Annotated in this window: 25 protein-coding genes; 18 read left to right on the forward strand and 7 right to left on the reverse strand. The window is 67.1% G+C overall.

Annotation, left to right across the window (positions count from 1 at the left end; genetic code table 11):
* The 3 genes from QSK05_RS35755 to QSK05_RS35765 form a co-directional block, all read left to right on the forward strand.
* Nucleotides 1-1,928 (forward strand): DUF4118 domain-containing protein (locus QSK05_RS35755; protein ID WP_285601859.1); only part of this gene is annotated, 1,928 nt, incomplete at its 5' end.
* Entirely contained in the window at nt 1,925-2,611 is a 687-nt protein-coding gene (locus tag QSK05_RS35760; RefSeq protein WP_285601860.1) for a response regulator, read from the forward strand. The genes QSK05_RS35755 and QSK05_RS35760, both read left to right, overlap by 4 nt.
* Nucleotides 2,612-2,824: 213 nt before the next feature.
* On the forward strand, nt 2,825-4,426 hold the full coding sequence (locus tag QSK05_RS35765; RefSeq protein WP_285601862.1) for a methyl-accepting chemotaxis protein: 1,602 nt from the start codon (nt 2,825-2,827) through the stop codon (nt 4,424-4,426).
* 38 nt (nt 4,427-4,464) lie between these two features.
* Here QSK05_RS35765 and QSK05_RS35770 read toward each other — a convergent pair whose 3' ends face one another.
* Complete coding sequence (locus QSK05_RS35770; RefSeq protein WP_285601863.1) at nt 4,465-5,292, reverse strand: helix-turn-helix transcriptional regulator; 828 nt, start codon at nt 5,290-5,292, stop codon at nt 4,465-4,467.
* Nucleotides 5,293-5,377: 85 nt separating this feature from the next.
* On the opposite strand from QSK05_RS35770, the gene QSK05_RS35775 reads away from it, so the two are divergent.
* Nucleotides 5,378-6,313: an SDR family oxidoreductase gene (locus tag QSK05_RS35775; RefSeq protein WP_285601864.1), complete on the forward strand. Its 936-nt coding sequence runs from the start codon at nt 5,378-5,380 to the stop codon at nt 6,311-6,313.
* A gap of 166 nt (nt 6,314-6,479) precedes the next feature.
* Here the strand turns inward: QSK05_RS35775 and QSK05_RS35780 are convergent, their stop codons facing one another.
* The 3 genes from QSK05_RS35780 to QSK05_RS35790 all read right to left on the reverse strand — a co-directional run bounded on the left by QSK05_RS35780 (nt 6,480) and on the right by QSK05_RS35790 (nt 9,600).
* Nucleotides 6,480-7,292 (reverse strand): hypothetical protein, encoded by an 813-nt coding sequence (locus QSK05_RS35780; protein WP_285601865.1) that lies wholly within the window; start codon nt 7,290-7,292, stop codon nt 6,480-6,482.
* A 1,078-nt stretch (nt 7,293-8,370) separates the two neighbouring features.
* Nucleotides 8,371-9,177, reverse strand: coding sequence for a DUF1963 domain-containing protein (locus QSK05_RS35785; RefSeq protein ID WP_285601866.1), 807 nt, complete (start codon nt 9,175-9,177; stop codon nt 8,371-8,373).
* 147 nt (nt 9,178-9,324) lie between these two features.
* A complete protein-coding gene (locus tag QSK05_RS35790; protein WP_285601867.1) occupies nt 9,325-9,600 on the reverse strand; it encodes a C40 family peptidase in 276 nt (91 codons plus the stop codon).
* Nucleotides 9,601-9,671: 71 nt separating this feature from the next.
* Between QSK05_RS35790 and QSK05_RS35795 the strand changes: the two genes are divergently transcribed.
* Nucleotides 9,672-10,526, forward strand: a complete 855-nt coding sequence (locus tag QSK05_RS35795) for an MmyB family transcriptional regulator (RefSeq protein ID WP_285601868.1) — start codon at nt 9,672-9,674, stop codon at nt 10,524-10,526.
* A gap of 35 nt (nt 10,527-10,561) precedes the next feature.
* On the opposite strand, the gene QSK05_RS35800 is transcribed toward QSK05_RS35795, so the two are convergent.
* Nucleotides 10,562-11,533, reverse strand: coding sequence for an AraC family transcriptional regulator (locus tag QSK05_RS35800; RefSeq protein ID WP_285601869.1), 972 nt, complete (start codon nt 11,531-11,533; stop codon nt 10,562-10,564).
* 239 nt (nt 11,534-11,772) lie between these two features.
* Here QSK05_RS35800 and QSK05_RS35805 point away from each other — a divergent pair, with 239 nt between their 5' ends.
* The 5 genes from QSK05_RS35805 to QSK05_RS35825 all read left to right on the forward strand — a co-directional run bounded on the left by QSK05_RS35805 (nt 11,773) and on the right by QSK05_RS35825 (nt 15,882).
* Entirely contained in the window at nt 11,773-12,717 is a 945-nt protein-coding gene (locus QSK05_RS35805) for an NADP-dependent oxidoreductase (protein ID WP_285601870.1), read from the forward strand.
* Nucleotides 12,718-12,748: 31 nt separating this feature from the next.
* Entirely contained in the window at nt 12,749-13,249 is a 501-nt protein-coding gene (locus tag QSK05_RS35810; protein WP_285601871.1) for a cupin domain-containing protein, read from the forward strand.
* Between the two features lie 151 nt (nt 13,250-13,400).
* The gene (locus QSK05_RS35815; protein WP_285601872.1) at nt 13,401-14,474 is read left to right on the forward strand and encodes an LLM class flavin-dependent oxidoreductase; all 1,074 of its coding nucleotides are present in this window, start codon (nt 13,401-13,403) and stop codon (nt 14,472-14,474) included.
* A gap of 367 nt (nt 14,475-14,841) precedes the next feature.
* Nucleotides 14,842-15,450, forward strand: a complete 609-nt coding sequence (locus tag QSK05_RS35820) for a malectin domain-containing carbohydrate-binding protein (RefSeq protein ID WP_285601873.1) — start codon at nt 14,842-14,844, stop codon at nt 15,448-15,450.
* 180 nt (nt 15,451-15,630) lie between these two features.
* The gene (locus tag QSK05_RS35825; RefSeq protein ID WP_285601874.1) at nt 15,631-15,882 is read left to right on the forward strand and encodes a hypothetical protein; all 252 of its coding nucleotides are present in this window, start codon (nt 15,631-15,633) and stop codon (nt 15,880-15,882) included.
* Nucleotides 15,883-16,195: 313 nt separating this feature from the next.
* On the opposite strand, the gene QSK05_RS35835 is transcribed toward QSK05_RS35825, so the two are convergent.
* Nucleotides 16,196-17,476 (reverse strand): tetratricopeptide repeat protein, encoded by a 1,281-nt coding sequence (locus QSK05_RS35835; RefSeq protein WP_285601875.1) that lies wholly within the window; start codon nt 17,474-17,476, stop codon nt 16,196-16,198.
* A gap of 280 nt (nt 17,477-17,756) precedes the next feature.
* Between QSK05_RS35835 and QSK05_RS35840 the strand changes: the two genes are divergently transcribed.
* Entirely contained in the window at nt 17,757-18,671 is a 915-nt protein-coding gene (locus QSK05_RS35840; RefSeq protein WP_285601876.1) for a hypothetical protein, read from the forward strand.
* Here QSK05_RS35840 and QSK05_RS36585 read toward each other — a convergent pair.
* Complete coding sequence (locus tag QSK05_RS36585; protein WP_352303829.1) at nt 18,585-19,091, reverse strand: flavoprotein; 507 nt, start codon at nt 19,089-19,091, stop codon at nt 18,585-18,587. The two genes, QSK05_RS35840 and QSK05_RS36585, sit on opposite strands and share 87 nt — an antisense overlap.
* Between QSK05_RS36585 and QSK05_RS35845 the strand changes: the two genes are divergently transcribed.
* The 7 genes from QSK05_RS35845 to tkt all read left to right on the forward strand — a co-directional run bounded on the left by QSK05_RS35845 (nt 19,009) and on the right by tkt (nt 26,897).
* Nucleotides 19,009-19,278, forward strand: a complete 270-nt coding sequence (locus QSK05_RS35845) for a hypothetical protein (RefSeq protein ID WP_285601877.1) — start codon at nt 19,009-19,011, stop codon at nt 19,276-19,278. The genes QSK05_RS36585 and QSK05_RS35845 overlap by 83 nt on opposite strands.
* Nucleotides 19,279-19,323: 45 nt before the next feature.
* Complete coding sequence (locus tag QSK05_RS35850; RefSeq protein ID WP_285601878.1) at nt 19,324-19,740, forward strand: YciI family protein; 417 nt, start codon at nt 19,324-19,326, stop codon at nt 19,738-19,740.
* Nucleotides 19,741-19,838: 98 nt separating this feature from the next.
* Nucleotides 19,839-21,083 carry an RNA polymerase sigma factor gene (locus tag QSK05_RS35855; RefSeq protein ID WP_285601879.1) on the forward strand — a complete coding sequence of 415 codons (1,245 nt, stop codon included), beginning with the start codon at nt 19,839-19,841 and terminating at the stop codon, nt 21,081-21,083.
* Nucleotides 21,084-21,288: 205 nt separating this feature from the next.
* Nucleotides 21,289-22,308 (forward strand): hypothetical protein, encoded by a 1,020-nt coding sequence (locus tag QSK05_RS35860; protein WP_285601880.1) that lies wholly within the window; start codon nt 21,289-21,291, stop codon nt 22,306-22,308.
* 82 nt (nt 22,309-22,390) lie between these two features.
* Nucleotides 22,391-23,248: a fumarylacetoacetate hydrolase family protein gene (locus QSK05_RS35865; protein ID WP_285601881.1), complete on the forward strand. Its 858-nt coding sequence runs from the start codon at nt 22,391-22,393 to the stop codon at nt 23,246-23,248.
* A gap of 245 nt (nt 23,249-23,493) precedes the next feature.
* The gene (tal, locus tag QSK05_RS35870) at nt 23,494-24,675 is read left to right on the forward strand and encodes a transaldolase (protein ID WP_285601882.1); all 1,182 of its coding nucleotides are present in this window, start codon (nt 23,494-23,496) and stop codon (nt 24,673-24,675) included.
* Complete coding sequence (gene tkt, locus QSK05_RS35875) at nt 24,672-26,897, forward strand: transketolase (RefSeq protein ID WP_285601883.1); 2,226 nt, start codon at nt 24,672-24,674, stop codon at nt 26,895-26,897. Before tal ends, tkt begins: the two co-directional genes overlap by 4 nt.
* Nucleotides 26,898-26,916: the final 19 nt, after the last annotated feature.

Here is a 26,916-nt window from a genome sequence, read left to right on the forward strand (position 1 = left end):
AGGTGGACGACGAGCTTGAGAGTTACCGTTCCTCGCAGGGCATCTCGGACACCTGGGAGGCCCGGGAGCGGGTCGTCGTGGCCCTGACCGGGGGTCCGGAGGGGGAGACCCTGATCCGCCGGGCCTCGCGGCTGGCCAGCCGATCGCGGGGGGCCGACCTGCTGGCCGTGCACGTGGCCCGCAACGACGGTCTGAGCGGGGCCAGTCACGCGCATCTGGTGGCGCAGAGGACGCTGACGGAAGATCTGGGAGGAACGTACCACCAGGTCGTGGGCAACGACGTGCCCAAGGCGCTGCTCGATTTCGCCCGCGGGGTGAACGCCACCGAACTCGTCCTGGGAGTCTCCCGGCGCGGGCGATTTTCCTCGCTGTTCACACCCGGCGTCGGCACGACGACGGCGAACGGTTCCGGCTCGATCGACGTCCATCTGGTCACTCACGCCCAGGTGCGACGGGGCCGCATCGGGCCCCGGGCCGAGAGCGCCCTGAGCCGTCACCGGAAGCTGGCCGGGCTGCTCACCGCGAGTATCGGTCTGACTGCTCTGACCGTGATGCTGACGCAGATCCGCGGTCAGGTCTCGCTCGGCAGCGACATCCTGCTCTACCTGGCCGCGGTGGTCATCGTGGCGCTCGTGGGCGGCCTCTGGCCCGCCCTGTTCGCCGCCATCGTCGGATCGGTGCTGCTGAACTTCTACTTCGCGCCGCCGATCCACACGATCACCATCGCCACCCGGGAGAACGTCCTTGCCCTGGTGGTTTTCCTGGTCGTGGCGGTCGCGGTGAGCGCCACGGTCGACCGGGCGGCACGACGCACGCGGGAGGCGGCGGCTGCACGGGCCGAGGCGGAGACCTTGTCCACCCTGGCCGGTAACGTGCTGCGCGGCGCCCAGCCGCTGCCTGCCCTGCTCAACCAGTTGCGGGAGACCTTCAACTTCACCGGCGCCACCCTGCTGCAGCGCAAGGCCGATGCGGCCCGCAGCCCGGATCTGCAGCACGACCCGCAAGCCTGGCAGGTCGTGGCGTCGGTGGGCCGGCCACTGCGGGCCCCGGGTGAGGGCGATGCCGAGGTCCTCGTCGAGGAGGACACCTCGCTGGTGTTGTGCGGTCACTCGCTGGCGGCTGCCGATCGCCGGGTGGTGCAGGCTTTCGCCGCCCAGGCGGTGGTTGCCCTGCGGCAGCAGCAGTTGCGTGAACAAGCCTCTGCCGCAGGGCCACTGGCGGAGGTGGATCGCATGCGGACCGCTCTTCTGTCCGCCGTCAGCCACGATCTGAGGACGCCCCTGGCCTCCGCGAAGGCGGCCGTCGGCGGGTTGCGCACTCCCGGTGTGCAGTTCAGTGATGACGACCAGAGGGAGCTGCTGGCCAGTGTCGAGGAGTCGCTGGACCGGCTGACCCGGCTGGTGGACAATCTGCTGGACATGAGTCGTCTGCAGGCCGGGGCGCTGGCCATGCACCCGGAGCCGACGAGTATCGCCGAGACCGTGGCCATGTCTCTGGACGAGCTGGGCCCGCAGGGGCGGGAGATCGTCGTGCACCTGCCGGAGGAGTTCCTGGAGGTGAGCGGTGACCCGGTGCTGATCGAGAGGGTGCTGGTGAACCTGCTGCGTAACGCGTTGCGGCACAGCCCGGTGGGTAGCCCGCCGATGATCGTGGTGAGCGCGCACGCCGGTGAGGTGGAGACCCGGGTGATCGATCGTGGGCCGGGGATCCCCACCGAATTGTGGGACGACGTGTTCCTTCCCTTCCAGCGGCTCGGTGACCGGGACAACGGCACCGGGGTCGGGCTGGGTCTGGCTCTGTCGCGCGGTCTGACCGAGGCCATGGGTGGCAGTCTGACCCCCGACACGACCCCGGGAGGCGGGCTGACCATGATCATGACCCTCCTGCAGGTCGACGCCCCCCAGGACGAGCCGGAGCCCTTGCCGTGACCCGGATCCTGGTGGTGGACGATGAACCACAACTCATTCGTGTCCTCCAGATCAATCTCCTGGCGCGCCAATATCACGTGGTCACCGCCGGCACCGGCCAGGCCGCACTGGACGCGGCCCGACAGGACCATCCCGACATTGTCGTCCTCGATCTGGGGTTGCCCGATCTGGACGGGGTGGAGGTGATCCGGCGACTGCGGACCTGGACCCGGGTCCCGGTGATCGTGCTGTCCGGCCGTACGGACAGCCACGACAAGGTGGCGGCCCTGGACGCCGGTGCCGACGACTACGTGACCAAGCCGTTCAGCGTCGATGAGCTGCTGGCCCGCATCCGGGTGGTGGCCCGGCGCCAGGAACGGACCGACAACCTCACCGGAAGTGTGCGCATCGGGCGCTACCGGATCGATGTGGTGGGCAAGACGATCGTCCCGGACGACCCGGAGGCCGGCGCCGTGCACCTGACCCGCACCGAATGGCAGCTGCTCGCCGCCGTGGTGAGCGATCCCGGCAAGCTGCTGAGCCAGCAGTACCTGCTGGAGAAGGTCTGGGGCCCTACCTACCGGGCCGAGACACAGAACGTGCGGCAGTACATGGCCCAGTTGCGCCGCAAACTGGAGACAAATCCGGCCAGACCCTCGCACCTGCTGACCGAACCCGGCATGGGCTACCGATTTCAGCTCTAGACAGGGGCCACGAGGGAGGGCATGAGCGGGACACCACGATGACCATTGACAGCGTTTGTGACCTCGCATCCGATGTGGCCCTGCGCCACACGGGCGGCATCGGCCAGGAACCTCAGCCGTAGATGAAGTTACGCAACCCTTCGCCGATTCTCAGAGCGGATGATCAAGTACATCGAGCGAGATGAGGCGACCCCGTTGACAGGAGCTCGTAAATTGGCCGCACCCAACCTGTTGGCTGCTGTCGTGGGCAACATCCGGGTAGCTCTCATGCTCGTTCTCGCGATTGCGAGCGTCGCGACGCTATCGGTCGGCGCGGTGGGGCTCGTGCAACTGAACGCCGTCGCGGCACAAACACAATCGCTCTACACCGACGGCATCAAACCCGTGCAGGACATCGCCCAGGTACGCGAGTACTTGTGGAAGAGCCGATGGGCGAGTCTGTCCAACCTCACGGCCAGCGACGACGAAACCGCGAAGAAGTACTCCGAACTGACGGCGGCCTCGCTCGCCGAGGTACAGAAGGCCATCGACAGTCTCCAGCAACGCTCCCTCACCCCGGAAGGGACGAAAGCGCGCACAACGCTGGTCGCCGAGTGGGCCGACTACCTTGAAAAGCGACAGATATCAGCAGATCTGAAGAAATCAGGTGACCTTGCGGCATGGCAGGACTACCGCACCAACACCCTGAACCCGCAGATCGCCAAGGTCGTCACCAGCCTCGGCGAGCTCACGTCCTCAACGGACGCCCGGGCCGCTGAGCTGGCCGATCGCGCCGCCCAGGAGCGCTCACGCGCTCAGCTGATGATCGGGTTCATCGTCATCGGCGGTCTGGCTGTCGCCACGTTCCTGGGCCTGTTCATCGCCAGTCGCGTCTCGCGCCGGCTGAGCGATCTGAGCTCTGTCCTGGAACACGTCGCGGGCGGTGACCTGACCGTCTCCGTCCACGGGGCCGACAACACCGAGGTCGGGCGCATGACCAAGGCGGTGGGCCAGGTGGTCACCCAGATGCGCGGGGCCCTGCTGACTCTCTCCGGCACGTCCGGGGTGTTGTCGAGCAGAGCCGAGGAACTGCGCGGAGCCAGCGGCACCCTCTCGTCCCTCTCGTCCTCCTCCAGCTCCCAAATCGCATCGATCGACGCCGGCCTGGTTGACGTGACCGAGAGCGTCAATGCCGTCGCTCTGGGATCGGAGGAGATGGGCTCATCCATCCGTGAGATCTCGCAGAACGCCAGTGAGGCAGCCACGGTCGCCCGAGAGGCCGTCGATGCGGCGCACAGCGCGCAAGAGCTGATGACGCGGCTGGGGACGGCGTCGCAGGAGATCGGCAACGTCGTGAAGCTGATCACGAGCATCGCCGAGCAGACCAACCTGCTGGCATTGAACGCGACCATCGAGGCAGCCCGAGCCGGTGACGCGGGCAAGGGATTCGCGGTCGTGGCGAGCGAGGTCAAAGACCTCGCCCAGGAGACGGCACGCGCCACGGACGACATCTCCGGGCGGGTCGCAACGATCCAGACCGAGACAGGTCAGGCGATCACCGCGATTTCGGCCGTCGGCGAGGTCATCGCGCGGATCAGCAACTATCAGGCCACGATCGCGGCGGCCGTGGAAGAGCAGTCGGCCGTGACCGGGAGCATCGCCGCAAGCCTGCAGCGCGCGGCTCAGGGCGCCAAGACCGTCAAGGACGGCATGCACCAGGTCGTGGAGGACTCCGCCGCCCAAGGCACCGCGGCCCTGTCCGCCAGCAGCGCCGCCGAAGAGCTGACCCAAGCCTCCGGGCAGCTCGAACAGGCGGTCGGAACCTTCCGGATCTGACCCGTATGCGTCCCGGCCGGCGCCTGAACCCTGAAGACCTAGGCGAAAGCCGACAGTAACTGCAGCTTCTCGTAGCTCTCGCTGCCCGGGGCAGCGGTGTAGACCAGCAGCGAGTGCGAGCGGTACGGGTCCAGCAGGGTCTGGCAGTTCAACTCCAGGGCACCCAGCTCAGGATGGACGAAATGCTTGGACTCCTCCGGCAGCAACCCGACCTCATGCTTCTCCCACAGCGCCCGGAACTGCGCACTCTCGACCAGCAGCAGATCGGCCAGCTGCGCGGCGTTCGACCCCGGACCGCGCAGAGTGACCGCCTGACGCGCGTACGAGGCGTACAGGCGCGAGAGGAAGGCATGACTGTCAGGGGCATACCGCAAGCGGGCGGACGGGTCGGTGAACCAGCGATAGGGGAAGTAACGCCGGGGCCCGGTCAGGTGCGAGGTGTCACCGGTCAGGGCCTTACCCAGCTCGGTCTGCCGCAGCGTCTCGCCCAGTTCCCCGACAATCTCGGCCGGGGTGTCACTGAGCCGATCCAGCACCCGCAGCATGCCCGGGCTGATGTGATCACCGCCCGAACCGCGCACCGGCGGGTTGTGCCCGGCCAGACGGAACAGATGATCGCGTTCCTCCAGCGACAGATGCAGACCCTGAGCGATCGAGGCGATCATCTGCGGCGACGGCTGCGGGCCGCGCTCGCGTTCCAGCCGGGCGTAGTAGTCGGTGGACATGTGACACAGCACCGCCACTTCTTCCCGCCGCAACCCGCTGGTCCGGCGCCGCTGACCCCGGGGCATACCGACGTCCTCGGGCTGCAGGGACGCACGGCGGTGCCGCAGGAACTGCGCCAGGCCGGCTCGATCAATCACCATGCCCCGTTTCTACCGTGCCTCCTCCCGCGTATCCACGGATCGGTAGGCCGTGGCAAGGTTCCTCGCCGGCGGCCACAGTGAAGCCATGCCTCGCTCACAGCCCGACATCACCGTCCCCGATCTCACCGGCCAGCTCGCCGTGGTCACCGGTGCCAGCGACGGGATGGGCCTGGTCCTGGCCACCCGGCTGGCCGCCGCCGGGGCTGACCTGGTCCTGCCCGTCCGCAACCGCCGCAAGGGTGAGGCGGCCCTGGCCACGATTCGGCAGCAGGCTCCGCAGGCCGAGGTTTCCTTGCCAGCGCTGGATCTCTCATCGCTGGAGTCGGTGGCGGCCCTGGGGGAGACCCTCAACCGTGAAGGCCGGCCGATCCACCTGCTGATCAACAATGCCGGGGTGATGACCCCGCCCGAACGTCAGGTCACCGCCAATGGTTTCGAACTGCAGTGGGGCACAAACCATCTGGGCCACTTCGCGCTGGTGGCGCAGCTCATGCCCCTGCTGCGGGCCGGAAAGGCCCGCGTCACCTCGCAACTGAGCGTGGCGGCCAACAGCAACGCGATCAACTGGGCCGACCTGAACTGGGACCGCTCGTACAGTGGCCAGCGCGCCTACAGCCAGTCGAAGATCGCCTTCGGGCTCTTCGGTCTGGAACTGGCCCGGCGCAGTGCCGCCCACGGCTGGGGTATCACCAGCACCATCACGCATCCGGGGGTCGCCCCGACCAGTCTGCTGGCGGCCCGCCCGGAACTGGGCCGGGGAAAGGACACCCTGAGCGTGCGGCTGATCCGGGCCCTGTCGGCGCGCGGGATCCTGGTCGGAACGGTCGAGTCTGCTGCCCTGCCGGCGCTGTACGCGGCGACCTCAAAGGATGCCGGCAATGGACGCTTCTACGGACCCAGCGGTCCGGGTCAGCTGGGCGGTTCTCCGGTCGAGCAGAAGCCTTACTCGCGCCTTCGCAACGAGGACGAGGCGCGGCGGGTCTGGGAGGTCTCGGAGAACCTGACCAAGGTGTCCTTCTAGGCCGCACCGCCGGCCTTCACCGCAGGGTGACCGGCGTACGCGCTCCCGGCCGCATGAGCAGGTCGTGTGGACAGGATCTGCTGCGACGATTCCCGCCCCGGGCCCGGTGTCTTCGTGACGCCGGGCCCCATGTCTCCTTACTCATGTCCGGTGATCGGGTGGTGGGTCAGTGAGCCGCGCGGACCTTGACATAGTCGCTGCCGGAGGTCGAGGCCGCGAGGGTGCCGGTGCCGGCGTAGACCGCCCGCCAGTAGCCCGAACGCGTAGCCTTCACTGAGGTCTTCAGTTCTCCGGCCGTCGCGGTGACGGTCTTGACGGTGTGGTAGCTCTTCTGGTGTGCGGCCTTGAACTGGACCTTCACGTCGGCGTCGAGGCCGGTCCAGGTGCCGGTGTTCCAGTCGGCCGTGGACAACGTGGCCGACACCTTGATCGGCTTGCCCTGGCGCACGGGCTCGGGGGCAGCGTTGAACGTGCGGTCGAACGTGGTCTGCCGCAGCAGGGTGAGGGTGTCGCCCAGGGTGCCCAGGGAGATGTCACCCGTGTTCTGGTAACTGTCCTGGTTGACGTCGATGAAAGCAGTAGCGTAGATCGGGTTGGGCCCGGCGAGATCGTTACCCGGGATGAAGTCATACCCGTAGGTGGTGCCGGGGATCGGGTTGACGATGCCCGAACCGTCGTGGCCGCAGTCGTAGTTGGCGGGCCCGCTGTAGCGGTAGTTGCAGGCCGCGATCCAGAAGCCGTGCGCGCTGGTGCCGAGGCCGCGCCCTCGCACGGAGAACTTGATGTCCTGGTCGTCGCAGGTGGTCGTGACGCCGAGCTGTACCCGCTGGCCGACGATGCCGATCACCGCCTGCTGGGGCAGAACGTCGGTGATGGTGCACTCAGCGGGGTCGGCGGCGTGCGCCGGCCCGGCGAGCAGCAGTGAGGTGGACGCCAGGGCTGCCGTGGCCAGCCCGGCCACGGCGGTGCGTCTGATCATCGTCGATCTCCTGTCAGATCTGTTGCCCGGTGAAGAAGGTGCACCGCTCACGTTACGAGTCGTTTCGGATCAATGTGCCGCTTTGACTGGATCGGAGGGCGGACTGGTCAGAGAGGAGGAATTCGTTCCCGGTCGACACCAGGAGAGCTACACTCCCGACCTAAAACACTGACGTTCCTGGAGATTCACGATTCTGGTGGGGTGGACCGGCAGCCACGACCGCCCGGGTCGCGGCCAGCGGGACACCACCGGTCGCCTTGGCGGCCCGCCCGAGGTGCCAGCCGCCCGGTGCGTCCCACGGTGCGGTCCTGGGCGAGTTCAACCGACCCGCCGGTTCGCCGGTCGAGCCCGCGGACGACGTGATCGATGCCGTCTCCGCCATATGGCGTGACCAGGGTTGGCGATCGGAGTCTTTCCGGTTCTCCACGATCCTCAGCTGGAGGCCAAGATTGTTGACATGGTGGGCTTTTGCTGGGGGGCCACTGGAGAGCGCCGCCGTTCTCGGAATCGACGAAAAGTACGGCACGCCACCGGCCCCCGCCCCCAGCGGGGGCGATAGGGGCACGGGGGCCGGTGGCGCCTGAGGTTGGCCGACCGAGGGGGCGGTGCCAACCCGGGGTCAACTATGGGACGCGAAGGCCGGCTCGAGTGAGCATTTCCCGGCGAACCACCTCTACGGACGAGTTAGGCGTCAGGTGTAGGGCAACGTTGCTCCGCTGTTCTGGCGATCCACCCCTGTTCACGATGCCTTCCCGGTGGTCGCCGAAGCTCCTGACCGAGATCGTTCCCGCATACGTCCTGGTCGTCCTCGGCGTGCCAGGGGGGGCGTCCCCAGATCGTTGAGACCTTTCCGAGCTGGGCACATATCCCCTTCGTCGTCGGGCGGACTCGGCAAAAGTGCTCTCTTGCGGTGCGTTCGGGCCGCGGCCGACGGGACTCCCTGACAGACCCACGGCCGGCCGCGACCCCTCGACCCTACGCAGTCCGACACCGAAAAGTCACATGCCGGATACGCAGAGTGCCCTACTTTGCACCTAAGGACACTCGTTCGCGCCCTTCCCGGCGTGCCCTCCGGACGTCAGCCGCCGAACTCCGCGTCGGAGATCACCCGGTCGAAGCGGGCCTGTTCCAGGTCGGTCCGCCGGATCATGAACCGGGCGTTGGTGTCGGGACAGTCCTCCTCCAGCGACCCGAACTGGGCCAGCGGAAGCCATTCTCGCTGCACCTGGGCATGGAGCCGGAAGAAGTCGTCCCAGCTGTCGATGGAGGGAAGCAGTCCCTGGGCAACGAGTTCGTACATCACGGTCTGTTCCGGGCTGTTGTGAGCTACGTCCCCGTACCCGCCGATGCGCATCCGGTCGCTTCCGGGCTGTTCCGCCTCCGGCCAATAGGTGCGGGCCAGTTCCGTCAGCTGATCGAGAGGATGAGACGGGCCAGGGTCCTGGGTGTTGTCGCGGCTGAACCGGACCGACGGATAGAGGTCGACCCGCTCGTAGTGCGGAAGGTGGCTCTGTTCCGGTCCGAGGGCGCGAACGTGGAGCACCTGTTCCGGCAGCCCCGGCCCGTTGTCGTCCCAGAGTTCGTCGTAGCTCTGGAAGAACAGGAGATGGCCCTGCCGGGGGAGGACGAGGTCAGGGGTGTCCAGTCGAGGCAGCACGGCGCAGTGGATGGCGGCCAGGAACCCCAGCGGCTGGCCCTGGGCGTCCACGGGCCACGACACATCGGTGGGCAGCGTCGGCCAGCCCTGGATCTGGGCGGCGGGTGTTCCTTCGCCCGTGGCGTCCAGTTGCAGGCAGAACCGGGTCCCGCCCAGCCATGCCTCCACCTCGGCGGTACTCACGCCCTGCTGCAGGGCGTCTGCCCGGAACGCTTCCAACTCATCCATGCGCGGTATTCAACCAAAGCGGGGCAAGCTGGATGATCAGGCGCACAGCGTCACGCAGATAGGCGGCAGTCGTTGGTGAGTGACGGTCGGGGGCGAGGAGAGGCGCCGAGAACGCCGCCGGGACAGTGCGTCCCGGCGGCGATCCGGTCAGGAAAGGCGTACCGCGGCCGAAGGGGCCTGCCACAGGGTGGACACGTTGACGGAGCTACCCGTGGCGGGGGTGTGCACCATCGTGTTGTCGCCCAGATAGATGCCGACGTGACCGATCGGGGAGTAGAAGAACACCAGGTCGCCGGGCTGTAGCTGGGAGTTGCTGAACGGCGTGCCGTAGGTGACCTGCGCGTCGACATGGGGTGATCCCGCGGCGGGTCGGCGACGGTGAGCAGCAGGGCCAGGTCGGCTGTCCGCGACCGACGCGCTCACCGGACGGGGGCACGGGTGGCTGAGGCCTCACCCACCTTGGCCGTCCGAAATATTCCGGGCACACTCAGACCGTGGAACGTCACGAGTTCGGCGCTGCGGTGCGTCAGTTGCGGGAAAGTACGGACGCGCAGGCGCTGGGGCTGTCGGGTGGCCGGCGGCGGGTGCGGGGGTTGCGGCGCGAAGAGCTCGGCGAGCTCGCCGGGATGTCGGCGGACTACGTACGGCGCCTGGAGCAGGGGCGCAGCCATCCCTCGGCCGGCGTGGTGAACGCCATCTCCAGGGCCTTGCGGGTCGGGCGGGGCGAGTACGAGCGGCTCTGCGCCCTGGCCGGGTACGCCGCGGCCGACGGGCAGGTGCCGACCGAGGTCGGTCCGGGGGCGACGCGGTTGCTGGAGCGCTTCTCCGACACCCCGATGTTCGTCTCCGACGCGGCGATGAACCTGGTCGCGGTCAACAATGCGTTCCTGGCGCTGGGGCACTGGGACCTGACCGGCGGCCCGTGGGAGTGGAACGTGGCCTGGCGCACGTTCTGCGATCCGTTCGAGGGGTTCAAGCAGTCCTCAGCGGATGCGACCGATCATGAGGCGGTCCTGGTGGCCCGCCTGAGAGCCGCGGTGCTGCGCTACCCCGCAGATGCGTCGCTAACTGCCCTGGTGGACGAGATGCGCACGCGCAGCGGCCTGTTCGACAGTCTGTGGCGCGCCCCGCGGCCGGTCGCGGCCTACGAGAGCAGCGCCGCGTTCGTCCACCCGGACGGTGATGCCGTCACCCTGGTGGGCAATCTGCTGGCCATCCCGGGTGACGACCTGGCGGCCCTGATGCTCACCGCAGCACCCGGCTCGGCCGATGCGGCGCGGCTGGCCGAGATCGTGGCTGCCTCCGGCGAGCCGTCGATCATCACGGTGGGCCGGCCCGGTCCCGGATAACCGCGCCGTCATCGCGTCGGAGGGATGTTCTGCTGTCAGACCCCGGCCAGATCGGCAGGAGAAGGGGCCTGCGTCGTACCGGCATGGGCCCGGCGGATACCGTCGCGGAACTGCTTGGGTGACGAGCCGACGACGCGCCGGAATGCCGTGCTGAAGGCGCTCTCGGATTCGTAGCCGGTCGCGAAAGCGATCTCGGAGATGGAACAGGTGTTGCGGCGCAGGGCATCTCGCGCCAGGCTCATGCGCCACTGGATCAGGTACTCCAGCGGGGTGGTCCCGACCTGGTTCTTGAACGATGCGGCGAAGGCGGAGCGGGACATGCGGCTGATGCCGGCCAGTTCCTGGAGCGTCCATCGGTGCGCCACGTTGTTGTGCATCGCGCGCAGGGCGGCACCGATGCCGTCGTTGTTCAGTGCGCCCAGCCAGCCCGCGAGCCGGTCGGACTGCTCGGCGTGTGCGCGCAGCACATGGACGAAGAGCACCTGGACGAGATGGTCCAGCACGAGGGAACGGCCGACGGCGTTGCTCTCCACCTCGGTGCTCAGCAGCTCGGTCAGATAGGCCAGCAGGCGATTTCGTGGATCGTCGGCCCGTACGTGGATCAGGCGGGGCAGAACGTCGATGAGGATCGGGGCATTGGGCTCATCGAACGAGAAGTATCCACCGCACAGATAGGTGTCTTCGTCGGCCTCGGGCCCGATCCGGGCCACACCACCGGTGGCGCGCTCCCACAGTGATTGCGCCGAAGCCGGTGTCGCGTCCATCTGGCTGGCCACCAGGTAGGCCGGAGGATTGACCAGCAGGTAGATGTCTCCCTGGCGCAGCCGGACCGGATCGTGCCCGTCCAGGGCCAGCCAGCATTCCCCGCGCACGACCCCGCCGATCCTCACGTGGGCGAAAGCATCGAATCGCAGCGCCCATGTCCCGGCCGCGTAGAGACCAGGATCGATGACCGTGCGTGGCCTCAGCAGACCGATGGCACTGGCGATCGGGTCAGAAGGCCCCAAGGACGACCCTGATGCATACGATGCGTAAGACATCTCTGATTCCACGTTATGGATCGTATCCCGGCTCCTGGTGCCCTCACGCGCGTCACCGACCGACCAACGCCCCTTCGTCCGTCGCAGAGGTCTTCGACACCGCCCGATGCTCGCCAGGGTGGGCCAGCGCGGCCCAGGATAAGTGCGCCGGGTCCTGCGATCTTGAGTGACGTCCCCAGCAGCACTCACGAAATGCAGGTTCAGCGATGAAGGCAGTACGTTTCCACGAGTTCGGCGGCCCCGAGGTTCTGCGTTACGAGGATGTCGAGCAGCCCACCCCCGGCGCCGGACAGGTGCGCATCCGGGTCGCCGCGACCTCGTTCAACGGTGTTGAGGCCAACATCCGCGCCGGCTACATGCAGGGCCCGATCCCCGTCGAGCTGCCGCACACCCCCGGCATCGACGTCTCCGGAACGGTGGACGCGCTCGGTGAGGGAGTGGACGACGTCGCGGTCGGCGACGCGGTCATCGGTTTCCTGCCGATGACCGGGACCGGGGCGGCCGCGGAGTACGTGATCGCACCGGCGGAGATCCTCACCGGAGCGCCCAAGAACATCCCGCTGGCCGACGCGGCGGCGCTGCCGCTGGTGGGCCTGACCGCCTGGCAGGCCCTGTTCGAGCACGGCCGGCTGAGCGCCGGTCAGCGGGTGCTGATCAACGGCGCCGGGGGAGCGGTGGGCGGATACGCCGTGCAACTGGCCAAGGAGGCCCGCGCCCACGTGATCGCCACGGCCAGCCCTCGCAGCGCCGAGCAGGTCAAGAACGCCGGCGCCGACGAGGTGATCGACCACACCAGCACCGACGTGGCCGCAGCCGTCACCGAAACAGTCGACCTCGTCCTCAATCTCGCGCCCGTTACCCCCGAACAACTGGCCGCCCTGGTCACGCTGATCCGCGACGGCGGCACCCTGGTCAACACCACCGTGTGGATGCCCGCCCCCTCCGACGAGCAGCGCGGCGTGCGCGGCATCAACCTGTTCGTGCGCAGTGACGCCGACCAGCTCGCCGACCTGGCCGCCCGCGTCAGCACCGGTGAGCTGCACGTCGAGGTCGCCCACCGGGTGGCCCTGGCCGACCTACCCGCCCTGCACGCCCAGGCCGGTGCGGGTGAACTGGCCGGCAAGACCGTCGTCCTGGCGCCCACGGCCTGACCTGATTCCAGACAACTTTCGAGGAAAAACAATGATTCCTGACGACGATCCCTCCCGTTCACTGACCGTGGCCCGGGCCGATGACCCCAGCACGACCTACGTCTCGCTGGTCGGCAACACCTACGCCTTCCTCATCACGGGCGAACAGACGAACGGGCAGTACTGCCTGATCGACATGCGCGTGCCCGACGGCGGTGGCCCGCCCCCGCACCGCCACGATTTCGAGGAACTGTTCACGATCCTGGAGGGCGAGATCGAGTTCACCTTCCGCGGCGAGAAACACGTTGCCCGGGCCGGTACCTCGGTGAACATCCCGGCCAACGCCCCGCACAACTTCCGTAACGTCTCCGGGGCACCGGCCCGCATGCTGTGCATGTGCACCCCGGCCGGTCAGGACGAGTACTTCCTGAAGATCGGTGACGTCATCGCCGGCCCGGACGCCCCGGCCCCGCAGTTGTCACAGGACGAGATCATGGACCGGCGCCGCCGGGCGGCAGAACTCGCCGACACCTACCGCAGCGTTTTCCTCTGACCCAGCCACCTCGTCCCCACGCGCAGGAGCTCCTGGTGGGGGATCTCGAGCATCGAGATCCCGCCAGGAGCCTGGCATCGCGCAGACGTGTCCGATATGTTCCTCTCGCGCGGCGCCGGATGATGGTGATCGATCAGCGGAGGCGAACGGCATGACGGAGTTCGGCATCTTCCTGCCCACGGCCAACAACGGGTGGATCCTGTCAGGCACGTCTCCGCAGTACCGGCCCAGTTTCGAGCTGAGCCGCACGATCACCCAGCTCGCGGAACGCAACGGCTTCGGGTTTGTGCTGTCCATGGTGAAGTTCCGCGGGTACGGCGGCCCGACCCGCCATTGGGACTTCTGCCAGGACTCACTCACCACGATGACGGCCCTGGCCGCTGTGACCAGCCGGATCAAGCTGTTCGCCTCGGTCGCCCCGATCACGTTGCACCCGGCGGTCGTGGCCCGGATGGCGGCCACGATCGACGACATCTCCGGCGGGCGGTTCGGGATCAACATCGTGGCCGGATGGAACCGCGCAGAGTACGCGCAGATGGGGCTGTGGCCCGGCGACAACTTCTACCGTTACCGCTACGACTACGCCGAGGAGTACGCCCACGTCCTGCGCGAGCTGTGGGAGCACGGAAAGCTCACCCACCACGGGCGATTCGACCTCGACGACTGCGAGGTACTGCCCACCCCGCCGCACGGGGTGAAGCTGATCAGCGCCGGCCAGTCACCCCGCGGCCAGGAGTTCTGCGCCCGGTACGCCGACTACCACTTCTCTGCGGTCGGTGAGCCGACGGCCGTCGCGGCGATGAACCGGCGCACCCACGAACTGGCCGCCGCGCAGGGACGTTCGGTGACCTCGCTCAACCTGGCCACGATCGTCCTCGGGGACACCGATGCCGACGCCCGCCGCAAGGTCGAGCTGTACACCGAGGGTGCCGACGTGGAAGCCATCGCTTTCATGACCGGGCAGTACTCCCAGGACACCACCACCGACGGCTCCTCGGCCGCCGTCATCGCCGGGCATCGCGGGCGGCCCTCACCGTTCTACGGCGGCGCGCACCCGATCGTCGGTTCCGCGGCCACGGTGGCCGCCCGCCTGGACGAGATGGCGGCCATCGAGGGCACGGGCGGCATCATGCTTGTCTTCGACGACTTCGTCGAGGGAATAGCCCGTTTCGGTGCGGAGGTCGTGCCTCTGCTGTCATCGTTCACCGTCGCTGGTCCGGCCTGACGGGTCGGGCGGCGCGTCGGTCGGGGCGGGCTCGATCCCCGCTGATGATGATGGCGTGTCACCCAACCGGACCAGAAGCACACGGACGGTCTACGGCTAGGTGCGGCGCTCGTCACATTCCCGGGTGTTTACCCCCGACCGACCGAGGTTGTGGCATACGCTCCAAGGGATAGCTGCCGTGCCACCCCCGGCCAGCAGCTGTCCAGAACGGCCTCGCTCCTCCTCCCCCCCGAGGAGCGGGGCCGTTCGTCTGTCCGGCTGGGTGCCGGGCCGGGCGCGACAGTGAACGCGCGTCCCTTCATTTCCGTGTATCAAGCGTGACCGTCGGCAATCGGGTCGGCGGCCGCTGATCGGGGAGAGGTTCTGCATGTTCCTGTCTGTTCCTTCCATCCGGCCCCGCCGTCTGATGCTGCAGGCCGGCGCCGGGCTGGTCGCCCTCACGGTGCTCACCGCCGGCGCATCCAGTGCCCAGGCCGTGGCTCCGGCCTCCGGCGAGGTCCAGATCGACGTCGGCGGGAGCGGTGACGGGGCAACCTTCGTGCCGGACACCTATGGGTCCGGGGGCATCGTCGACACCAAGCCGGCGTCGGTCACGGCCCTGCCCAACTGGAGCCCGACCGTCACCCACCCCATCCCGGCGGCGATCTGGAACACCTCCCGCTTCACCGACTCCAGCTACTCGATCCCGGGACTGACCCCCGGAGGTAGCTACCAGCTGCGGCTGTACTTCATGGACTGGTACTTCAAGGGAGCCGGCAAGCGCCTTTTCAACGTCGAGGTCAACGGCACCCGCGTGCTGACCGACTTCGACATCAACGGCACCGCCATCGCCCGCGGTGCCGACGGCGGTGCCGCCTTCGGGGTCGAGCGTGACATTGACGTGGTCGCTGATGACAGCGGCGTCGTCACGGTCGACTTCCTGCGGGGTTCTGCGGATCAGGCGCAGATCAACGCGATCAGCATCGTCCCGCAGTAGAGGAGAGCGGACTCTCCAGGTTCGCCCGGAGTATCGGGCGGACCTGGAGATCCGAGCTCAACGGCAGGGCCCGAACGGGGGGGCGACATGTCTGCGCGGCGCTGGGCACTTCGAAGTGCGAAAGGGTGATCAAAGCCCGAAAGTACTGGCAGATACCCATTCGCGACGCGGGAGGACGAAGTGATGCAGCCCCAGGTCTCCCCTTTGGCCGGTACCGCGACCCAGCAGTCGAATGCGCTGTCGATCGTGTCGTTCGTGCTGAGTGCTCTGGCGGTCTTCATTCTGCCGATCGTGTTCGGCGTGGCGGCCATCATCTGTGGTGGGGTCGCCGTCTCCCGTAAGGAGCGACTCGGTAAGATCGCGCTGGCGGTCTCCATCGTCGCGACGATCCTCGGTTTTGCCCTCGGGTACCTGGTTTTCGCGAACAGCTGAGGTCCCCTGGCGCTGTCGCCCGCCGATAGGTTCGTTACCGGCGGGCCCTGGTTCCACCGGACCTTGACAGCCAGGGCTGTCGTGCCGACGCCGGTCCGGCCCCGATCACCCGCCGCTTCAGGATTCATGGCGAGCCATCGTCCCTGAGAGGCAGCAACCACGCGTTGAAGAACGCTCTGTTCGTGTCGGCGTTCGCCAGTCTCGCCGCCCCAGATAGCCGCGCCTACTACCGCAACCGCGGTTGCTTGGAAGGATCATAGAGACACCCCCTCAAAGTTGCCACCCACGGGCGGGATTCATCGTGCTCCGCCTGTCATTGAAGGGGCGTGACCAGCACCGGGGGAGCCGGGTGGGCCAGCGACAGCAGGTCCTGCAACTGGGTATTGAGCGTCTTGAGACGGCCGGGGTCCACAGCCAGGGTCTGCGCCTGCCGGTAGTGGTCCACAGCCCAGTTCCACCGAACCTGTCCCACCGGACCCAGGACGTACGAAAGGGCGATACAGGCGTGCGCTTCCGAGGCCAGGGCCTGAAGCCATTGCTGGTCCGGTTGGGCGCGGTAGGCGCTGATCACTTTCTCCAGCTGATCGATCGCCGGCTTTAGGCGAGTCTCGTCCCCTGCGAGCGTCAGGCAGGTGTCTGCTCTGCCCATGCCGTACCTGGCCCGGGTTTCGACCCCAGGGATCCCGTAGCGATCATCGCTGGCCAAGACCTCTTCGTAGGCTCGGCGAGCGGCGAACATCTGATCCATCTGGGCCCGGGGCCAGTCGCTGCATCTTGCCTCTTCGTCGCCCGATTCCCGAAGAGCCTGCTGGAAGAGCACCTCGGCCAGCCCTAGGCGCGCCCGGCCGTAAGACGGGTCCAATCGCAGCGACTTCCTGAAGAACCGGGCGGCCCGCTCGCGGGCCTGGGCGTCATCGCCTGCCCGCCCGGTCGCGTTGCCCAGCATCATCAGGGAAAACCGCTGGAATTGCACCGTCGTCAGGTTCTTCTGCGATCTGGTGAACTGTTCGATGCTGTCGGTGTACTCACCGATCCCGTACGAACTCACCGCTCTCATCAGCGTGAGGTAACTTTCGGAGCGTGAGCGCACCGCTTTCGCCACCCGCGCCTCGGTGGAGGGGGAGGAGAAGCCGGAGAGCGTCTCGTCGCCGAAGCTGTTGAAGCCGGCCAGTTCCGTAGCCTCGTCGCCGTCGGAGGAGCCCAGGAACTCCACGTTCATGGTCGTCCTCAGTCGTCCGGGCTTCAGCAGGATGGAGACTGCCAGGTCTGCGTTCGAGACATTCAGCAGCCGGGTCAGGTACTGGCGTCGCTCGCTCTCGCCCTTCCATTCCTGGGGTTCGAAGTCCTTCTCACGCGCCACCCCGACATCGATCTTGCGCATACGCTTCTCAAAGAGTTCGAAGGTCGACTGGTTGATCTCTTCCATCCGGTCTCCGACATCTCTGCCGTCCATGGCCGAGTCGTCTACCAGGACGCCCGCCATGATGACTCGGTAAGGGCCGCTCATCTCGGTAACCCCGTGTGATGACCACAGGCCGGACACCAGGGACAGGTGGTCCCGCAGATCCGCACTCAGGCCCAGCACCACTCCCACGGGTGTCAGCACCGCGAGCGCTGCGGCGATCCAGCGTCGTGCAGCACCGCCCGGTCGCACCGCTGGCGCCCCGCCCGCCCGGTCGGGTGGAAGGGCTGGGTCGCGCATGAAGTCCCCGTTGCTCGGTGCCAAGGAAGCATCAACTGGTGGGAAGCTAACACCTTGACGACCGTTTTGCGGTTGTATGTCGATACCGTTCTGGAACCGGGGGGTACCGAGAGCTATGGACAAGGCAGCTGGCAACCGGAGCCGGGCCCACTCAGGCAGCTTGGTCGATCAGGTGTCGTCCCCACCACGTCGCCGCTCGATGCTGCCCGTCCTCGCACTCCTGGTTGCCGTGGTGACGGGCGGTTGCCAGACAGGCAGTCCCGGGGCCACAGCCACCAGCAGCGAATCCACCACCGCGGCCGAGGCGACCACCCCCGTCGAGGTCGATCTGGTCGGTGGGGTGCTGGGCGCCCATGACGAGAAGCCTGTCGACCTGGCGAGCCAGCTTGAGTATTTCCAGGGCGGGGGTTCGCCCTGTGAGGATGGGACCGGGCCCTGGAACGAGCTCGTGGTCAGGCCGTATCCCGTCGCCCGGGAGCACGAGCGGCTCGAGACGCCGGACTCCTGGCCGATCTGCGTCATGGGGATCGACTCCACGCAGGACCTGAGCATCGAGATTCAGGACCCTGACGGTCAGGTGATCGATCGCCTGGAGGTCCCGGCCGCCGGTGAGCCTGACCACTACTCGCTCGGGTACATCTTCGGGTTCAGCCGACTTGCCGGTGACCCGCTGGGTGACTACGTCATCCGAGCCGTCCAGCCTCAGGCCTCGAGTCAGGCCACGATCGAGGTGGTCGCGGCCAAGGATCCGATCCTGGTGCCCCTTCACGTGGACGAGAGTGGGGAATTCGACCTGTCCGCGGACGCCCAGTCGGGGTCCAACCGGCTGGGCGACACCCTCGGCTTTGCTTTCGGCGGCTTGCCGCCGAACACTCAGACGCAGATCCATGTCTACGGACGCCCCACGGATGGGACGTCCGTCGTCACCGCAATCGACTACCGCACGTCGATCATGGTCACGAGTGACGCGGACGGTGGGGGGACGTTAAAGGTCACCACGTCAGTGGAAGATGAAGAGGGCTTCTACGGATTCGCTCTGGAAGGTGCAGGCGGGCGGTACGTGCCGATTAATCTTGCTCGTGAGTAGGTGCCTCCGCTTCCACGAGTGTTCTGGGAGAAGCTCGGGCGGGGTGAGTTCGATTCCGGCGTAGCTGCACCTCCACGAAGTAACCGCCCCGGTAGCGATCGTCTTTGACGCGCACGACGGGGTGGTCGACCGCCTCATGCTGAGGGCGATAGCCGAGAAGCGCCCTCGATGAGGTGGACGTCGGTACGGCGCAGCTGGACGATGTTTCTCCTCCCGAGCCGGGTGGCGGATGTGGGCCGCATTCACCCGTGGGAACAGCACGATCGGGGTGCTGGTACCCAGGGTCTCGCTGACCTGCGTCAGCGCCTGGTTGTCCGCTACGCCGGTTGAGAGCTTGGTGACGAAGTTCGACGAGGTGGGAGCCACGACGAAGCAGCCGATACGCAGATGTGGACTGCGTTCACGCAAGCCGCGAGGCATCGACCTGACCGGCAGCCCTGTAGCTTCCTCCAGCTCAGCGATCTGCTGGGGCTCAAACAACGACACGATCGTCTTGGGCTTCATCGTCTGTGTTCCCGGCGTGCTTCGCCGTCTGGTCAATGATTTCGCTGACATCATTCTTGGCGAGGATGTCGATCCGGCGCGCGCCCGTTCGAATCAAGGGTGAGCGGGGTCGGCAAGCGGCCTCGCAACGGCAAGGGAGAATCTGGCCATGGGCAAGTACATGCTGGTCATGCGGGCATCGGACGAGACGTTCGCGGCCATGGCGTCCGTCCCCTTCGAGGAGATGCTCGAGACGATCGGGCGCTTCAACGACCAGCTGATCAAGGCCGGGGTCCTGCTCGCGGCCGAAGGGCTCGATCCCGAGGTCAGCGTCGTGGTCGACTACTCACAGACGCCTCCTCTGGTCACGGACGGGCCGTACGGAGAGACCCGGGAACTGTTCGGCGGCTTCTACCTGATCGATGTGCCCACCGTCCACGACGCGGTGGAATGGGCGCGGCGGATGCCGGCGTTTCCCGGCGCGAAGACGGAGATCCGCCGGGTCACCGGGATCAGCGAGTTCCCGCAGGACAACGAATACGTCGCCCGGGAGCGGGCCTGGCGCGAAGAGACCGGCCAGCTCTGAACGTCGACGACGGCGCAGCGAACCCTCACGAGGCGGCGCGGCGCACCGTCGAGGCGGCGCGGCGCACCGTCGAGGCGGCGCGGCGCACCGTCGAGGCGGTGTGGCGGATCGAGTCCGCCCGCATCGTCGGTGCGCTTGCGCGGTACACGAACGACTTCGGGCTGGCGGAAGACGTTGCCCAGGAGGCCTTGGCCGAGGCTCTGCAGGGATGGCCGCGTGATGGGGTACCGCCGAACCCGGCGGGGTGGCTGTTCACGGTGGGGCGACGACGGGCTATCGATGCGTTCCGTCGTCGTTCCGCTCTGGATGAGCGGTACGCCGCTCTGGCTCACGGGTTGCAGGACGGGGGAGTCGCCGCCGGGGGAACGTCGCCGAAGAGCCAGGATCCCGATGTGTTGTGGGATCCGGACGCGATCGGGGACGACGTCCTGGCCTTGTTGTTCATCGCGTGTCATCCGGTGTTGTCCCCGGAGGCCCGGGTGGGGCTGACCCTGCGGGTGGTAGGGGGTCTGTCCAGCGAGGAGATCGCCCGGGCGTTCCTGGTCCCGGTGCCCACGGTCCAGGCCCGGATTACCCGGGCCAAGAAGACCCTGGCGGCGGCGCGGGTTCCCTTCGAGTTGCCACCGGCGGAGCAGCGCCGGGAGCGGCTGGGCGGTGTCCTTCAGGTGCTTTACCTGATCTTCGGCGAGGGAGCGAACGCCACCTCCGGCCAGGAGCTTCTCCGCAGCGAGCTGGCGGATGAGGCCCGGCGGCTGATCCGGGTGCTCGCTCAGCTCCTGCCGGGCGAACCGGAGGTGTACGGGTTGCTGGCTCTGATGGAACTCACCGCCGCCAGGTTCCCGGCCCGGGTCGGTTCCGACGGTGCCCTGGTACTGCTCGAGGACCAGGACCGGCGCCGCTGGGATCATGCGGCGATCGCGCGAGGTCGGGGCGCGTTGGCTCAGGCGGCCTCCCGGGGAAGTGGTTTGGGGCCGTACGGGCTACAGGCGGCCATCGCCTCGGTTCATGCTGCTGCGGCGTCGGTCAGCGAAACAGACTGGAAGAGGATCGTTCTGCTGTACGAGGCGCTCGGCCGGATCGCTCCGTCGCCGGTGGTCGATCTCAACCGTGCGGTCGCCGTTTCCATGGCCTACGGACCGCAAAATGCCTTGAGTATCGTCGAAGGGCTGGTCGCCGAAGGCCGGCTGGCGGGTTCTCATCTGCTGCCCAGCGTGCAGGGAGAGCTCCTGGCCCGTCTCGGCCGTACCCAGGAGGCCAGGAATGAATTCGACAAGGCCGCCCGTCTGTGCCGCAACGAACGCGAACGGGAGTTGCTTCGTACTAAAGCGGTTCGCCTGAAATGATGCTTGACGCGTTCCGCGAGCAGTCCGGCCGATGGGGGCACCCACCAGATCGCTGGACAGTCACGGTGAGCTGGCGCTGGTCGCGTCGTCGAGGGCCGAAGGTGGCACTCCGGCACCAGCATGCCCAGGATCTCCCTGGGTGTTTCCGTAGGTTGCAGAGTGGTGGTTGTTCGTAGACCGCCTCTTTCGACGGAGCACACCACCCATGAGTACCGCCAGCAACTCGTTCGAGCGTCTCCCGCACTTTCTTCGAACGTCCCGGTGTACCGCCACCGTCGGCGTCGTCGGTGCACTGACCGTCGTCCTGCTCGCGGGCACCGCCCAGGCCGCCACCGCGCCGCTGTCGGACGCCACCGTCAAGACCCACTTCGACCTGGCAGCGGGTCAGACACCGGAGAACATCACGCCCGACCGGAACGGCAGCGTGGACGTCACGTTCGCGCTCAGCCACCAGGTCGCCCGGATCTCCGCCAGCGGCCGGACCACCGTCCTGGCCACCCTTCCGGCTCCGGCCGACCCGAAGGCTGCCGCTCCGGTGCTGGGCTTCTCCATCGTCGCCGGGCTGGTGCGGGACGGTGATCGGTTCTACGTGGCCTACGCCACCGGCACCAAGGCCGAGACCGGTATCTGGACCTTCACCGAGGGCAAGGCCCCGACCAAGTTCGCCGACCTGCCGGCCACGGGTGCTCCGAACGCCGTGACGATGAACCGGAAGACGGGCACGCTCTACGTCACCGACCCGGTCAAGGGAGCCGTGTACAGCGTCCCCACCCGGGGCTCGCACCGTGGGGACGCCACGGTCCTGGCCAGTGGGAAGTCCCTGAAGGCCGTCAGCTACCTGGGGGTCAACGGGGCCAAGGTGCGCGGACAGAACCTCTACGTCACGAACCTGGACCAGGGCACGATCCTGCGCGCTCCGCTGACCGGGAAGAAAACGGGCTCGTTCCAGACCGTGGCCAGTGGCCTGGCCGGGATCGACGACTTCGCCTTCACCGGCCGGGGCAACCAGCTCCTGGCCGCGATCCAGCCGGCCAGCCAGGTGGTCCTGGTCAACCTGAAGAAGGTGGGCCGCACCACGAAGGCCCGGACCGTCCTGACCCAGAAGGACGGCCTGTCCAACCCGAGTTCGGTCGCCGTCGTCGGGCGCAAGGTCTTCGTCACCAACGCCGCGTACTCGACGCAGAAAGACCCCAACCTGCTGACCGCCCTGCTCGCCCAGGACTGAAACCGTACGGGCCCGGTTCCCGGGAGGGAACCGGGCCGGCCTTCGGCCCATGAAATCTTCGGCCATGAAAAGGAGACCTCTGATGAAACTCATTCGCGTGGGCGAACCGGGTGCCGAATGCGTCGGCGCACTGGGCGACGATGGAACCCGATACGACCTTTCGCATGTCTTGAATCCATACCAGGCATGGACTTTCGGCGACCTGGAACGGGCCCGCACCACCCTGGAACACGGCGCGGCTCCCGCGCTACCCGGCCCGGACCTGCGTCTGGGCTCTCCCATCCCCAGGCCCGGGGCGATTGTCTGCGTCGGCCTGAACTATCGCGACCACGCGAGCGAGACCGGAGCCGATGAGCCGGCCGAACCCGTCCTGTTCCTCAAGCTGCCCTCCACGGTCATCGGCCCCAACGACCCGGTTCTCGTCCCACCCGGCAGCCGGAAGACCGACTATGAGGTCGAGCTCGGCATCGTGCTCGGAAAACAGGTGCGTTATCTGGACAGTGCTGAGGACGGCCTGAGCGCCATTGCCGGATATCTGATCTCCCACGACGTGACCGAACGCGCCTACCAGCTCGAACGCGGCGGCCAGTGGGACAAGGGAAAGAACTGCGAGACGTTCAACCCGATGGGGCCGTGGTTCGTCACCTCCGACGAGGTGCCCTGCCCCGATTCCCTGGCCCTGCGGCTGTGGGTGAACGGAGAGCTGCGCCAGAGCGCCAGTACCGGCGACATGATCTTCGGAGTTGGTGAACTGGTGCGCTACATCAGCCAGTTCATGGTGCTGGAGGCTGGAGACGTCATCAATACCGGCACTCCCGCCGGCGTCGCGCTCGGTTCCGGGGACTCTCGGAAGTATCTACGGGCCGGGGACGTGATCGAGATCGAGATCGACCAGCTCGGCCGGATGAGTCATCTGATGCGCGAGGCCCGGGTTCGCTGACCCCCAGGTGCTGAACCAGTAGATCCACGCCGCGGTCTGGTGTTCGGCGCCCGACGCGACAGTTCCAGGACCGCGCGTGGCTACGTCGGGGTCACCGGTCGCAGGAATTTGCGAGGAACGAAGGGCCCGGTGCGCACTTGCGCAGGCGCCGGTCGGCAGAACGGATAGCCTCGGTCAGGTCGTAGTACCGCCCCGGCCCCGGTGGTACCTCTCCGAAAGATATCTTCTCTGACGGGTTTTTGATCATGAGCACAGTGGCCGCGCAATCCGTTGACCAGCCTGGATCCTCGGAACCGCTTGCCGATCTCTCACGAGCCGGTGTTTCCGTCTGGCTCGACGACCTTTCTCGTGAGCTGCTGAGAACAGGGGATCTAGGGCGATTGATAGACGACCGGCATGTCGTAGGAGTGACTACCAATCCTACGATTTTCGCCAGTGCCCTATCCCGTGGCCATGCCTATGACGACCAGTTGCGCCGTAGTGCCGCCGACGGGCACGACGCTGACCGCGCGCTCTTCGACCTCACCACGTCCGACGTCCGGGACGCCTGCGACGAGCTGCGATCGGTGTACGACCGGACCAACGGTGTGGACGGCAGGGTGTCCATCGAGGTTGATCCTCGTCTGGCGCGGGATACCGCAAGGACGACCGACATGGCCCGGGCCCTTTTCGTGGCGGTGGATCGCCCGAACGTGATGATCAAGATTCCGGCGACACCGGAGGGCTTGCCGGCCATCACCCAGATCATCGGTGAAGGCATCAGCGTCAACGTGACCCTGATCTTCGCCCTGAGCCGTTATGAAGAGGTGTTTCAGGCCTACCTGAACGGGCTGGGGCAAGCCCGGGCGGCAGGTCGCGATCTGGGCTCGATTCACTCGGTCGCATCGTTTTTCGTATCCCGTGTCGACACCGAGATCGATGCACGCCTGGATGCCCTGGGCACGGCCAGCGCCGCCGCCCTTCGCGGAAGAGCCGCTGTCGCCAATGCCCGGCTGGCGTTCGAAGTCTTCGAGCAGAGCCTGGGCACTGCCCGCTGGCAGGAGTTGTCGGCCGCGGGAGCGAACCCGCAGCGTCCGCTGTGGGCCTCCACCGGTGTCAAGAATCACGAGTATCGCGACACCATGTACGTCACTGATCTCGTTGCTTCCGGCACCGTGAACACGATGCCGGCGAGCACCTTGGAAGCGGTGGCTGATCATGCCCTCATCGCCGGGGACACCGTGCGCTCTCACTACGTCGACGCCCACCGATTCATGCGGGAGCTGAAGGACGAGGGGATCGATCTTGACGAGGTCACCGCACTGTTGGAACGCCAAGGGCTGGAGAAGTTCGAGACGTCATGGGCTGAGCTGACCGAGGTGGTCCAGCGCGAGCACCGGGCCGTCCAGACCAGCGAGGCCGAGTCCGTGCAGAGGAGAGTCCTTTGATCCAGAAGGCAGTTTCACAGGAGTACGCAGCACCTTCTCTCACCCGGGCCGAGCGAGCCGGGTGGAACGATCTGGACCTGCGCGCTGTCGACACCATCCGGGTCCTCGCCGCGGATGCCGTGCAGCAGGCCGGCAATGGCCATCCCGGAACGGCAATGAGTCTGGCTCCAGTGGCCTACCTCCTGTTCCAGAACGTCATGCGGCACGACCCCGCCGACGACCAGTGGCTCGGTCGCGACCGCTTCGTTCTTTCTTGCGGTCACACCAGTCTCACTCTGTACCTGCAGCTGTACCTGTCCGGGTACGGACTGGAACTGGACGACATCAAGGCCTACCGCACCTGGGGTTCGGCGACACCTGGCCATCCGGAACACCGCCACACCCGGGGCGTCGAGATCACGACGGGACCCCTCGGACAAGGACTGGCCAGTGCGGTCGGTATGGCCATGGCGGCCCGGCGCGAACGCGGTCTCCTTGACCCGGAAGCACCGGCCGGACAGAGCCCGTTCGACCACCATGTGTTCGTCCTGGCCTCCGACGGCGACCTGATGGAAGGTCTCACGGCCGAGGCCAGCTCGCTCGCTGGACACCAAGAGCTCGGCAATCTTGTGGTGATCTACGACCAGAACCACATCTCCATCGAGGATGACACCGACATCTCCTTCAGCGAGGACGTGGCCCGGCGCTACGAGGCCTACGGCTGGCATGTCCAGACCGTTGACTGGACCGTAACCGGCGACTACGTCGAAGATGTCGATGCTTTACTGGCTGCCATCGAGGTGGCTCGGGAGGAGACCCGCCGCCCGTCGTTCATCCGGCTGCGCACGATCATCGGCTGGCCGGCTCCGCATCTGCGCGGCAGCGGGAAAGCTCATGGTGCTGCGCTGGGTCAGGACGAGACCCGAGCCACCAAGAAGTTTCTGGGATTCGATCCGGAGCATTCGTTCCAGATCGAGGACGTCGTGCTGGAGCGAGCTCGCGCGGTCGGCGAACTGGGTGCCCGCCGGCACCAGGAATGGCAGGAGATCTACGACAGCTGGCGCACGGTGAACCCGGACAGAGCCGCGTTGCTCGACCGGCTCAGCCGCCAGGAGTTTCCCCACGGATGGACCGAGGCTCTACCCGTCTTCGATACCGATGCCACGGGCATGGCCACGCGCAAGGCGTCGGGGGCTGTCCTGAGCGCCCTGGCTCCGGTGCTACCCGAACTGTGGGGCGGTTCGGCTGATCTCGCCGAGTCCAACAATACGACGATGACGGGTGAGGATTCGTTCGTCCCGGCCGGTCACCAGACGCGCAACTGGACGGGTGGTCCATATGGGCGCACTCTGCACTTCGGTGTCCGGGAACACACGATGGGCGCGGCGATGAACGGCATCGCCCTGCAGAGCCTCACCCGTCCCTACGGCGGCACCTTTCTGACGTTCAGCGATTACCTCCGCCCGGCGATCCGCCTCGCCGCGATGATGAAACTGCCCGTCACCTACGTGTGGACGCACGACTCGATCGGCTTGGGCGAGGACGGTCCCACTCACCAGCCGGTCGAGCACCTGGCCGCCCTGCGGGCCATTCCCGGGCTCGATGTGGTCAGGCTCCGGGACGCCAACGAGACCGTCTGGGCCTGGCGCACCATCCTCGAACACATCGACCGCCCCGCTGGTCTCGTGCTGTCACGACAGAATCTTCCGGTCTTCGACCGTACCGGTGGCGAGTTCGGGTCCGCCGAAGGCGTGGCCCGCGGTGGATACGTACTGGCCGAGGCCCGGGTCGACGCTGAAAACATTTATCCGGCAGTCGTCTTGATTGCTACCGGCTCAGAGCTCCAGATCGCGGTCCGGGCCCGGGAGATTCTGCAAGCTGACGGGATCGCCACCCGGGTGGTGTCCATGCCGTGCCGAGAATGGTTCGAGACTGAACCGCAGGCCTATCGAGATCTGGTCCTGCCGCCCTCCGTACGGGCCCGTGTCAGCGTCGAGGCCGCGGTGGGACAGGGTTGGCGCGATATCGTCGGAGACGCAGGGCAGATCGTCAGCCTCGAGCACTTCGGTGCCTCGGCCGACGCCGCAAGGCTCTACCAGGAATTCGGTATCACTCCCGACGCCGTTGTCCGAGCAGCTCACCGCAGCCTGGCACAGGCCGCACAGGGCTGGGATTCGTCTCCTCCCGGAGGTGACCGGAATACCTCGGCCCCCACGAGCACCGGTACCGGCGACCGCGGATGAGTCCCCTGCTGTGCGCTGT

It is taken from the genome of Kineosporia sp. NBRC 101731 (genome assembly GCF_030269305.1).
In the GTDB taxonomy this organism is placed as follows: domain Bacteria; phylum Actinomycetota; class Actinomycetes; order Actinomycetales; family Kineosporiaceae; genus Kineosporia.

Bases quoted from the DNA above. Each gene is read 5' to 3' on its own strand.
- QSK05_RS35785 (WP_285601866.1), bottom strand. From the start codon at position 9,177: ATGGATGAGTTGGAAGCGTTCCGGGCAGACGCCCTGCAGCAGGGCGTG.
- QSK05_RS35805 (WP_285601870.1), top strand. From the start codon at position 11,773: ATGAAGGCAGTACGTTTCCACGAGTTCGGCGGCCCCGAGGTTCTGCGT.
- QSK05_RS35860 (WP_285601880.1), top strand. From the start codon at position 21,289: ATGAGTACCGCCAGCAACTCGTTCGAGCGTCTCCCGCACTTTCTTCGA.
- QSK05_RS35780 (WP_285601865.1), bottom strand. From the start codon at position 7,292: ATGATCAGACGCACCGCCGTGGCCGGGCTGGCCACGGCAGCCCTGGCG.
- QSK05_RS36585 (WP_352303829.1), bottom strand. From the start codon at position 19,091: ATGCCTCGCGGCTTGCGTGAACGCAGTCCACATCTGCGTATCGGCTGC.
- QSK05_RS35815 (WP_285601872.1), top strand. From the start codon at position 13,401: ATGACGGAGTTCGGCATCTTCCTGCCCACGGCCAACAACGGGTGGATC.
- QSK05_RS35810 (WP_285601871.1), top strand. From the start codon at position 12,749: ATGATTCCTGACGACGATCCCTCCCGTTCACTGACCGTGGCCCGGGCC.
- QSK05_RS35770 (WP_285601863.1), bottom strand. From the start codon at position 5,292: ATGGTGATTGATCGAGCCGGCCTGGCGCAGTTCCTGCGGCACCGCCGT.
- QSK05_RS35850 (WP_285601878.1), top strand. From the start codon at position 19,324: ATGGGCAAGTACATGCTGGTCATGCGGGCATCGGACGAGACGTTCGCG.
- QSK05_RS35865 (WP_285601881.1), top strand. From the start codon at position 22,391: ATGAAACTCATTCGCGTGGGCGAACCGGGTGCCGAATGCGTCGGCGCA.
- tal (WP_285601882.1), top strand. From the start codon at position 23,494: ATGAGCACAGTGGCCGCGCAATCCGTTGACCAGCCTGGATCCTCGGAA.
- QSK05_RS35820 (WP_285601873.1), top strand. From the start codon at position 14,842: ATGTTCCTGTCTGTTCCTTCCATCCGGCCCCGCCGTCTGATGCTGCAG.
- QSK05_RS35775 (WP_285601864.1), top strand. From the start codon at position 5,378: ATGCCTCGCTCACAGCCCGACATCACCGTCCCCGATCTCACCGGCCAG.